The sequence below is a fragment of the Brevundimonas sp. CURTG3B2_SDJG genome, from assembly GCF_057364705.1.
The window spans coordinates 1-8,590 of the sequence record NZ_JBNFOJ010000120.1 but is presented as its reverse complement, the minus strand read 5'-3'; the positions used below and the strand labels follow the sequence as shown (position 1 = coordinate 8,590).

The 8,590-nt window shown below is 70.2% G+C and carries 12 protein-coding genes, 1 tRNA gene and 2 pseudogenes; 12 read left to right on the top strand and 3 right to left on the bottom strand.

Going from position 1 to position 8,590, the window contains the following annotated elements; translation table 11 throughout:
• Positions 1-463: pseudogene (locus tag AC2W7C_RS09680) on the top strand (DNA polymerase III subunit gamma/tau); the annotation flags it as partial.
• A 109-nt stretch (positions 464-572) separates the two neighbouring features.
• The gene (locus tag AC2W7C_RS09675) at positions 573-1,361 is read left to right on the top strand and encodes a hypothetical protein (RefSeq protein WP_486001249.1); all 789 of its coding nucleotides are present in this window, start codon (positions 573-575) and stop codon (positions 1,359-1,361) included.
• Here the strand turns inward: AC2W7C_RS09675 and AC2W7C_RS09670 are convergent.
• Positions 1,351-1,965 (bottom strand): malonic semialdehyde reductase, encoded by a 615-nt coding sequence (locus AC2W7C_RS09670; RefSeq protein WP_486001248.1) that lies wholly within the window; start codon positions 1,963-1,965, stop codon positions 1,351-1,353. The genes AC2W7C_RS09675 and AC2W7C_RS09670 overlap by 11 nt on opposite strands.
• A 170-nt stretch (positions 1,966-2,135) precedes the next feature.
• On the opposite strand from AC2W7C_RS09670, the gene AC2W7C_RS09665 reads away from it, so the two are divergent.
• The 10 genes from AC2W7C_RS09665 to AC2W7C_RS09620 all read left to right on the top strand — a co-directional run bounded on the left by AC2W7C_RS09665 (position 2,136) and on the right by AC2W7C_RS09620 (position 7,338).
• Positions 2,136-2,465, top strand: a complete 330-nt coding sequence (locus tag AC2W7C_RS09665; protein ID WP_486001247.1) for a YbaB/EbfC family nucleoid-associated protein — start codon at positions 2,136-2,138, stop codon at positions 2,463-2,465.
• Positions 2,466-2,473: 8 nt separating this feature from the next.
• A complete protein-coding gene (locus AC2W7C_RS09660; RefSeq protein WP_486001246.1) occupies positions 2,474-2,917 on the top strand; it encodes a nuclear transport factor 2 family protein in 444 nt (147 codons plus the stop codon).
• A gap of 1 nt (position 2,918) precedes the next feature.
• The gene (recR, locus tag AC2W7C_RS09655; RefSeq protein WP_486001245.1) at positions 2,919-3,521 is read left to right on the top strand and encodes a recombination mediator RecR; all 603 of its coding nucleotides are present in this window, start codon (positions 2,919-2,921) and stop codon (positions 3,519-3,521) included.
• A 144-nt stretch (positions 3,522-3,665) separates the two neighbouring features.
• Entirely contained in the window at positions 3,666-4,934 is a 1,269-nt protein-coding gene (locus AC2W7C_RS09650; RefSeq protein WP_486001244.1) for a DNA recombination protein RmuC, read from the top strand.
• 86 nt (positions 4,935-5,020) lie between these two features.
• Positions 5,021-5,458 carry a hypothetical protein gene (locus AC2W7C_RS09645; RefSeq protein WP_486001243.1) on the top strand — a complete coding sequence of 146 codons (438 nt, stop codon included), beginning with the start codon at positions 5,021-5,023 and terminating at the stop codon, positions 5,456-5,458.
• 10 nt (positions 5,459-5,468) lie between these two features.
• Positions 5,469-5,657: a helix-turn-helix transcriptional regulator gene (locus AC2W7C_RS09640; protein ID WP_486001242.1), complete on the top strand. Its 189-nt coding sequence runs from the start codon at positions 5,469-5,471 to the stop codon at positions 5,655-5,657.
• Between the two features lie 8 nt (positions 5,658-5,665).
• Positions 5,666-5,926 carry a hypothetical protein gene (locus AC2W7C_RS09635; protein WP_486001241.1) on the top strand — a complete coding sequence of 87 codons (261 nt, stop codon included), beginning with the start codon at positions 5,666-5,668 and terminating at the stop codon, positions 5,924-5,926.
• 59 nt (positions 5,927-5,985) lie between these two features.
• Complete coding sequence (locus AC2W7C_RS09630) at positions 5,986-6,321, top strand: hypothetical protein (RefSeq protein WP_486001240.1); 336 nt, start codon at positions 5,986-5,988, stop codon at positions 6,319-6,321.
• Positions 6,322-6,361: 40 nt separating this feature from the next.
• Positions 6,362-6,556 carry a hypothetical protein gene (locus AC2W7C_RS09625; protein ID WP_486001239.1) on the top strand — a complete coding sequence of 65 codons (195 nt, stop codon included), beginning with the start codon at positions 6,362-6,364 and terminating at the stop codon, positions 6,554-6,556.
• Positions 6,553-7,338, top strand: coding sequence for a TraB/GumN family protein (locus AC2W7C_RS09620; protein WP_486001238.1), 786 nt, complete (start codon positions 6,553-6,555; stop codon positions 7,336-7,338). Before AC2W7C_RS09625 ends, AC2W7C_RS09620 begins: the two co-directional genes overlap by 4 nt.
• 8 nt (positions 7,339-7,346) lie before the next feature.
• Here the strand turns inward: AC2W7C_RS09620 and AC2W7C_RS09615 are convergent.
• Both AC2W7C_RS09615 and AC2W7C_RS09610 read right to left on the bottom strand, forming a co-directional pair.
• Positions 7,347-7,420, bottom strand: a tRNA-Gly gene (locus tag AC2W7C_RS09615).
• Positions 7,421-7,514: 94 nt separating this feature from the next.
• Positions 7,515-8,468, bottom strand: a pseudogene (locus AC2W7C_RS09610) (amidohydrolase); the annotation flags it as partial.
• Between the last annotated feature and the right edge of the window lie 122 nt (positions 8,469-8,590).

Sequence of the window (8,590 nt, the reverse complement as noted above, 5' to 3'; positions counted from 1 at the left end):
CGGCGGGGCCTCCGCCCAGCTGGCCGCCCGGCCGGTGGCGGCGCCCGCCTTGCCCGATCCCCAGTCGTTCGAGGCGGTGGTCGCCCTGATCGGCGAGAAGCGCGAGGTCGGGCTGCAGATGGACGTGCAGCGCTATGTTCGCCCCGTGGCCTTCAAGCCCGGCGCGATCACCTATGAAAGCGTGGAGGGCGCACCGGTCGATCTGGCTCGGCGGCTGGCGTCGCGGCTCAAGGACTGGACCGGCCGCACCTGGCTGATCGCCGCCAACGGCCAGGGCGGCGGCGAGACGATGATCGAGATCGACCGCCGCAAGCGCGCCGAGGAGCGCGCCGAGGTCGAGGCCGATCCCTTCGTCAAGGCCGTGCTCGAAGCCTTCCCCGGCGCCAAGCTGGGCGAGATCCGCACCCTCGCCGCGCCGGTGGATCTGCCCGCCATTCCCGATGAGGCGGACGAGGATCAGTAGGGCGGGCGTTCGGCGCGGCGACCTGACGGAATCCGACGTGCCGGCCCGCGGCGATTGCCCTGGGCGCCGTCAAGCCTGACATAGTCGCCTTCCAAGGAAGGGGATGCCGATGACCGCGAACCGCTCCGCCCTGGCCGCTCTGGCGACCGCAATCGTCGTGCTGGCGGCCCCGGCGGCCCTCGCCCAGGAAGCGCCGCCTCCTGGCCAAGATGTTCCGGGCGCCACGGCGCCGGTCACCGTCGAGTGGGTGTCCAGCTTCATCGCCTCGGTGACGAACGAGTTCGACACCATGATGGAGCAGTATGGGCTGCAGAGTCCCGGGGTCGAGTTGGGCCTGACGCCCGAGATCGTGGCGGCGTCGCTTCCTGTCGGCGGAACCGCCGACGACGTCGGCTTCCTGCACATGGACGCCTCATTCATGTTCCGGGACGAGAAGACGGCCACCGCCCCGCCGGAGAACCCGCAGGACTATGTCCTGCTGACCGAACCCCAAGGCTGTCTTCCCGGCGGGAACGGCGAGATCATCCACTTCCGGACCATGGCCGTCGACGAAGCTTTGGGCCATCTGTGCGTGGTCACCGTCGAAGACGGCGCGGGCGTCTGGGGGTTGCGGGGACGCAGCCTGGCGGTCGCGGGCGACCTTCGCGTGCTGGTCACCTACGACCTGGCGCTCCAGATCGACGGGCGTCCCGAGCGGGCCCGCGAGCTTGGGGAGACCACCCGGGAAGGCGCGATCCAGGTCTCCACGGTGCTGGCGGACTACACCCTGGCCGCGGCGGCGGTCGGCCAGAACCGGACGACCGACGATCCCGTCGAGATGGTGCGGCGGATGGGCGACGTGCTCGAGCGGATGGTCGCCGTCGCCGTCCCCTACACGTCGAACCAGCCTACAGAATAGCCGCCGCGTCCTCGAAGCTCAGGCGCGGCGAGCGCGGCCACAGGTTCTCGTCCGAGCCGTAGCCCAGGTTGACGATGAAGTTGGGCTCCACGTTCGAGCCGGGGAAGAACTCCGCCTTCACCCCGGCGGGATCGAAGCCCGACATCGGACCGACGTCCAGGCCCAGGGCGCGGGCCGCCATCAGGAAGTAGCCGCCCTGGAGCGAAGCGTTGCGGAAGGCGCTCTCGCGCCGATGGCCCTCGTCGGCGAACCAGTCCCGGGCGTTCGGGGCGTGCGGGAACAGTTCGGGCAGGCGGTCGTGGAAGTCGATGTCCTGGCCGATGATGACGTTGACCGGCGCCTGCAGGGTCTTCTCCCGGTTGCCGTCGGCCATGTGGGGAGCCAGCCTCGCCTTGGCCTCGGGCGAGGTCAGGAACAGGAATCGGGCGGGCGTGCCGTTCAGCGCCGTCGGCCCGAATTTGGTCAGGTCGTAGAGCCGGCGCAGCAGGCCGTCCTCGACCGGCCGATCGGTCCAGGCGTTGCGGGTGCGCGCCTCGGTGAACAGCTGGGCCAGCGCCGATTCGGACAGCGGGCGGTCGCGGGTGGGCAGCGAGTCGAAAGCCATTGGTGGAACCCTCCGGGTGAGTAATTGCAACTGGTGTGGATACTAAATAGGCGCGCGCCGACCTTGCCAAGAGGTTTCGTCACAAAAACTGTTACGGATTGCCCGAGGCCCTCGCGCGACAGGTCGTGAAAGCCCTGTCGCCGGGCGCGGATCGGCCCTATCTAGGGGCCATGAAAGATCTCAACGCCCTGATGCAACAGGCCCAGGCGATGCAGCAACGACTGCAGGACGCCCAGGCCAAGATGGCTGAAACCACCGCTTCCGGCACGTCCGGCGGCGGCCTCGTCGCGATCGCCCTGAAGGGGCCGGGCGAGGTTACGGCCGTGACCATCGACGACAGCCTGATGGTCCCCGGCGAGGGCGAGATCCTGGCCGACCTGATCGTGGCCGCCCACGCCGACGCCAAGCGCAAGCTCGACGAGGTCAACGCCGCCCTGATGCGCGAGGCGGCCGGTCCCATGGCGGGGATGAACATCCCCGGCATGCCCAAGCTTTTCTGAAGCCGTCGGTGCGGATCCTTCTGGCGGTCTTGGCTTTTCTGGTCGCGCCCGGTGCGGTGTGGGCTCAACATTCGCCGTCTTTGCCGTCCGCCCTGGCTCAGGAGGCGCACGAGTATGAGCGCGCCCAGATCGAAGGCGACCGTGTGGCGCTGGAGCGCTTGATCGCGGACGACTACGTCCTGGTCGGCGGCGACGGTTCCCGGGTCGGAAAGGCCGCCCACATCGCCGAATTCACCTCGCCCAAGCTCGACCTTCAGCCCGTCGTGGTCCGCGAGCCGGTCGAGCACGTCTGGTCCGGCGGGGCGGCGCTGGGGGGAACCGTGGACGTCGTCGGGACCTTCGACGGAACGCCCTTCCGCCAGACCCTGCGCTACATCGACGTCTGGGCCCTGCGCGACGGCCAGTGGCGCGTCGTCTACGGCCAGGCCACTCGCGTTCCGGCGGCGGAGTAGCATGGCCGCCTCCGCCGGACCCGAGATCGAACGCCTGATCGGCCTGCTGGCCAAGCTGCCGGGCATGGGGCCTCGCTCGGCCCGGCGCGCGGCCCTGGCCTTGCTGAAGAAGCGCGAGCAGCTGCTCGTTCCGCTGGCGGCCTCGCTGGCCGAGACGGCTGAAAAGGTCGCCTCGTGCAGCGTCTGCGGCGCGCCGGACACCCGCGATCCCTGCTCGATCTGCTCGGACGGGTCGCGCGACAACGGCCTGATCTGCGTGGTGGAGGAGGCGGGCGCGCTGTGGGCCATGGAGCGCTCGGGCGCCTTCCGTGGCAAGTATCACGTGCTGGGCGGCCTGCTGTCGGCGCTGGACGGGATCGGCCCGGACGCCCTGCGTATCGCCGAACTGGTCGGACGCGTCCGGGGCGGCGACGCCCGCGAGGTGGTCCTGGCCCTGCCGGCCACCGTCGACGGCCAGACCACCGCCCACTACATCGCAGAGCGCCTGGCGGGTTCGGGCGTCGAGATCACCTCCCTGGCGCGCGGGGTTCCCGTGGGCGGCGAGCTGGACTGGCTGGACGACGGCACCATCGTCCAGGCGCTGAGGGCGCGGCGCCCGGCGTGAGGTCGATCCGACCAAGACATTTCCTGCGCGACATCCGCGACAATCGCATCGGCGACATCCCAGACACCGGCGACAAGCGCGACATCGCGCCTTGATCGCCTCCGTGCGTGGCGCTCGCCCCCGACTCCCGCTATGGAACGGAGCATGAACGCTTCACTCGTCGCCTTCCTCGCCGCTTCGGTCGTCGCCCTGGTCGCCCTGGCCTGGGCCCTGATGGAACGCCGCCGCGCCGCCGCCGCCGAGACGCGGGCGTGGGAGCTGCGGGAGCGCCATGCGGAGACGGAGGCCCATCTTCGCATCGCTCAGGACTCGGCCGCGGCCAACGCCGAACTGCTGCGCGCCCAGGCGGCCCAGTCCGCCGGCGCGGTGGCCGAGGAGTTGCTGAAACGCACCGACGAGACCTTCCGCAACCGGGAGCTCATGGCCCAGCAGCGGATGGACGCCCAGCTGAAACCCGTCGCCGAGACCCTGGCCAAATTCCAGGAGCAGGTCGTCGCGCTGGAGAAGGCCCGCGCCGAGGAGACCGGAGGGCTCAAGGAGCAGCTGACCCTGCTGATGACCGCCTCGACCGCCACCCGCGACGAGGCGCGCCGGCTGACCGAGGCCCTGCGCGGCAACACCGGTCGGCGGGGCCGCTGGGGCGAGCAGACCTGCCGCAACGTGCTGGAGGCCGCCGGCATGGCCGGCCGCTTCGACTTCGAGGAGCAGTCGTCCTACGCCGACGAAGAAGGCCGCCAGAAGCGGCCCGACTTCATCGTCCGCCTGCCGGGCGGCGGCATGTTCGTCATCGACGCCAAGGTCCCGCTGGCTTTCGACGAGGCGGCCGACCAGGGCGACGAGGACGCCCGCGCCCAGGCCCGATCGATACGCATCGCCGCCAGCTTGAAGACTCACATGCGGCAGCTGGCGTCCAAGGCCTATCAGGACCAGTTCAAGCCCAGCCCCGATTTCGTGGCGATGTTCGTGCCGGGCGACGCCTTCCTGGCCGCGGCCCTGGATCACGAACCCGAGTTGATGACCCAGGCGATGGCCTCGCGGGTGGTGATCGTCACTCCGACGACCCTGTTCGCCCTGTGCAAGGCCGTCGCCTACGGCTGGCGGGCCGAGGAGCAGGCCCGCAACGCCGAGGACGTCGCCAAGCTGGGCAAGGAGCTCTACAAGCGCCTGTCGGTCATGGGCGGCCACGCCGCCTCCGTGGGCAAGGCGCTGGAGGCCGCGGTCGGCCGCTACAACCAGTTCGTCGGGTCGCTGGAGAGCCAGGTCATGGTTTCGGCTCGCCGTTTCGAGGACCTGCATGTCGACCACGAGGGCAAGGAGCTGCCGGAACTGGCGCCGGTCGAGCAGTCGCCGCGCGCGCTGAGCCGGCCTGAGTTGACCCAGGCGCCCAAGCTGAAACTCGCTGACGGCGGCTGAGACCGTCTCCGGGCTTTGACAAGCGTGCTTGACAGATTGTCGAGTCCTTGTAAAACATCCTTGTCAAACAGACAGGGGAGCTTGTCATGCCGTCCGTCAAACCGATCATCCCCTCTCGAGGGCCTGGCGCGTTCGCCGTCCGCATGGGCGTGGCGGGCCTGGTCGGCCTTGTGGCCGGGATCGGCGGCGGGATTTTCGGCGACTGGCCCGGACCGCTGGGTCTGGCGCTGACCGTCCTTGTCAGCGTCCTGGCCATGGGCGGCTGCCTTCTGATCTGCCTGTGGTGGTGGCGGGGCATCGACGAGGCCGCGCGCGAGGCCCACAAATGGGCGTGGTGGTGGGGCGGCTGCACCGGCATGGCGGTCGGCGGCGCGATCCTTCTGGCCGTCCTGGCCCGGGAGCAGGAGCACGTCGACACCCTCAGCGGCAATGAGCTCCTGGCCGCCGGCCTGGCCCTGATGATGACCTGCCAGATCGTCGGCTACGGCGTCGCCTGGCTAGTCTGGTGGGCGCAACGGCGGTGAGGGCCCTGTCATGAACAACCGCCTCAAGGTTCTTCGCGCCGAGCGCAACTGGAGCCAGGCTGACCTGGCCGAGGCCCTGGGGGTCTCACGCCAGACCGTCAACGCCCTGGAGACGGGCCGATACGACCCGTCCCTGCCGCTGGCCTTCAAGATCGCCCGCGTCTTCGGGCAACCCATCGAATCCATCTTCTCGGAATAGGAGACGCCATGTCCGGTCCACGCCCCGCGTCCTGGCCCGCCCACGCGGCCCGCCAGACGATCCGGTTGCTCGCCATCGGCGCCGTCGCCGGCGTGCTCGGCTATTTCGCGGGTCAGGCCCTGTACGGCTGGTTCCCCGATCTGGGTGCGGGTCTGCCCGAGCCACGCTGGTCCGACGTTGCGGCGGCGATCCTGGCCATGGCCATGGTCGCGGTCGCCCTCGGAACCGCCGTCGCCGCGCTCCGCCCGGCGACCTGGGCCGCATTCTGAAACTGGACGGCCCCGCGGGCGCCGGCGAACTGCGGGACGCGCGGACCCAGGCCGCCGTCGTGGTGCTGTCCGGCGTCCTGATGATCTTGCCGCCGATGCTGGCCGCGACCGCCGCGCCCGCGACCTTCTCCATCGCTGCGATCCTGCTGCTGCTGATCCTGCACGCCGCCCTGAATCTGAAGCTCTACCGTTCTGTTGACGAACTCTACCGCCGCATCGTGATGGAAAGTGGGGCGCTGACCTTCTGGATCGGTTCCACCGCGCTGTTCGCCTGCGCCGTCGCCGAACGCCTCAACCTGGCTCCGCCGCTAACCGGCTGGGACATCTACGTCGTCCTGATGGGCGCCTATCTGGTCGTCTCCATGGTCGTCACGATCCGCCGCGGCCTCGCCTGATCCCGTTCCTCCCGTCCTCCCTGTCCTCCAGGAGCCCCGCATGACGCTCGCCCAACGCCTGAAATCCTCCGCCGCCGCCGCCGGCCGCGGCTTGTTCGGAATCGCTCTCGGTCTCGGCCTGGCCGGAGCCATCGCCTTCCAGGCGGCCCCCAGTTTCGCCCAGGCGGTCGCCGCGCCAGCCCGCGCCAGCCGGGCCCGCCTCAGGCCCAAGGCGTCGGGCCGGCGCTGTGGGTGATCCGCGACGCGGATTCCACCATCTACCTGTTCGGCACGGTCCACGTTCTGCGTCCGACCACGGCCTGGGCCTCGCCCCGCGTCGACCGCGCCTTCGACAGCGCCGATCAGATCTGGTTCGAGATCTCCAACCCGGACGATCAGGCGGCGATGATGCCCCTGGTGATGCAGCACGGCTTCTCACCCGACCGCCCTCTCTCCAGCCTGCTGACGCCCGATGAGACCGTCGATCTGCGGGCGGCCGCGGCGTCCATGAGCATTCCGGCCGACCGCCTGGACACCTTCCGTCCCTGGCTCGCCGCCCTGACCCTGGCGATCGCGCCGGTCGTCAAGGCGGGCTACGATCCGCAGTCCGGCGTCGAACTGGTGCTGAAGGCCCGGGCCCAGGCCGCCGGCAAGCCGATCCACGGCTTCGAGACCCTGGACCAGCAGGTCGGCATCATCGCCGGCCTGCCCGAAGCCGATCAGTTGGCCTTCCTGCGCAGCACGTTGAAGATGTTCGACAACGCCACTGTCGAACTGGACCGCCTGGTCGGCGCCTGGGCGATCGGCGACGTGGCCGCCATCGAGCGGTACGGGGTCCAGGATTTCCGCGAGGAGAGCGAAGAGGTCTACCAGGCCATGCTGGTGCGCCGGAACACGGACTGGGCCGGCCAGATCCAGACGCTGCTGGAAGGCTCTGGAACGGTGTTCGTCGCCGTCGGCGCCGCCCACCTGGCGGGCGACGACAGCGTGCAGCGCATCCTGGAAAGCCGGGGGGTGGAGGTCGAGGTCGCCCCCTGAGGGGCGACTGGAGCGGGCAGCGGGAATCGAACCCGCACGAAAAGCTTGGGAAGCTTTCAGGCTACCACTACATCATGCCCGCGGAGCCGATCGCACCTGTAGGCGGATCGGTCGACATCATCAAGGCGGGGCGGGTCTCGGAAAGGGGTCGGCCCATCGGCTTTTCGGGCGTCGCCTCAGTCCGCCCTGTGGACGATCACGCCGTCCACGACGGTCAGGACGGCGCGGCCCCTGGGGATGTCGGCGACGGGCGCGGTCATCAGATCCACGCTGAAGGCGGTCAGGTCGGCGCGCTTGCCGACCTCGATGGTCCCCAGTTCGGCCTCGCGGAAGCTGGCGTAGGCCGGCCATAGGGTGAACATCTTCAGCGCCGTCGCGCGGTCCACGGCTTCGTTCGGCCGCCAGTTCGGACCCTGGAAGCCGTCCAGGTCGCGGCGGGCGACGGCGGCGTAGAACTCGATCACCGGCGAGCCGCGCTCGACAGGGGCGTCCGAGCCCCCCACCACGATGACGCCCCGGTCGACCAGGCTATGCCAGGCGTAGGCGCCGTCCAGGCGGGCGTCGCCCAGTCGGGCGGGTGCGAAATGCAGGTCGCCGATGGCGTGGCTGGGTTGCATCGAGGCGATGATCGGCAGGTCGTGGAACCAGTGATAGTCGGACGGCCGCACGATCTGGGCGTGCTCGATCCGCCAGCGGACGTCGGCGCCGTTCGGGCGCTCGGATGGCGGCACGGCCCGAAGGGCCCGGGTGTACCAGGCGGCGACCTCGGCGTTTCCCCTGTCGCCGATCGCATGGGTGGCGATCTGAATCCCCGAGCGCAGCGCCGCCTCGTAGATCGGGACGGCCTCTTCCGCCGTGGCCTGCATCAGCCCCGTCGTGCCCGGCTGGTCGGCGTAGGGCTCGAACAGGGCCGCGCCGCGCGAGCCCAGGGCGCCGTCGGCGTAGTATTTGACCGCTCGGGTGACGATGCGGCCGTCGGCGACACTGCGCGGACCTGAGGCGAAAAGCGCGCGGGCCCCGTCCGGAGTGACGCTGTTGTAGACCCGCAAGGGCGCCTCCCCGTCGCGGGCCATGTCCTCGAGCAGGGGCACGTCCTTCCAGGGCGCGCTCATGAAGTGGACGCCGGTCCAGCCGTAGGCGGCCTCGACCCGGAAGCCGGCGCGATAGGCGTCCGCGCGTCGCCGCCGGGTCGGCCTGGGGCTGCAGGCCGGCGATCAGCTGTTCGGCGGCGTCGACGAACAGGCCGGTGGGG

Bases quoted from the DNA above. Each gene is read 5' to 3' on its own strand.
- AC2W7C_RS09625 (WP_486001239.1), top strand. From the start codon at position 6,362: ATGACGCTCGCCCAACGCCTGAAATCCTCCGCCGCCGCCGCCGGCCGC.
- AC2W7C_RS09635 (WP_486001241.1), top strand. From the start codon at position 5,666: ATGTCCGGTCCACGCCCCGCGTCCTGGCCCGCCCACGCGGCCCGCCAG.
- recR (WP_486001245.1), top strand. From the start codon at position 2,919: ATGGCCGCCTCCGCCGGACCCGAGATCGAACGCCTGATCGGCCTGCTG.
- AC2W7C_RS09665 (WP_486001247.1), top strand. From the start codon at position 2,136: ATGAAAGATCTCAACGCCCTGATGCAACAGGCCCAGGCGATGCAGCAA.
- AC2W7C_RS09675 (WP_486001249.1), top strand. From the start codon at position 573: ATGACCGCGAACCGCTCCGCCCTGGCCGCTCTGGCGACCGCAATCGTC.
- AC2W7C_RS09650 (WP_486001244.1), top strand. From the start codon at position 3,666: ATGAACGCTTCACTCGTCGCCTTCCTCGCCGCTTCGGTCGTCGCCCTG.
- AC2W7C_RS09645 (WP_486001243.1), top strand. From the start codon at position 5,021: ATGCCGTCCGTCAAACCGATCATCCCCTCTCGAGGGCCTGGCGCGTTC.
- AC2W7C_RS09640 (WP_486001242.1), top strand. From the start codon at position 5,469: ATGAACAACCGCCTCAAGGTTCTTCGCGCCGAGCGCAACTGGAGCCAG.
- AC2W7C_RS09670 (WP_486001248.1), bottom strand. From the start codon at position 1,965: ATGGCTTTCGACTCGCTGCCCACCCGCGACCGCCCGCTGTCCGAATCG.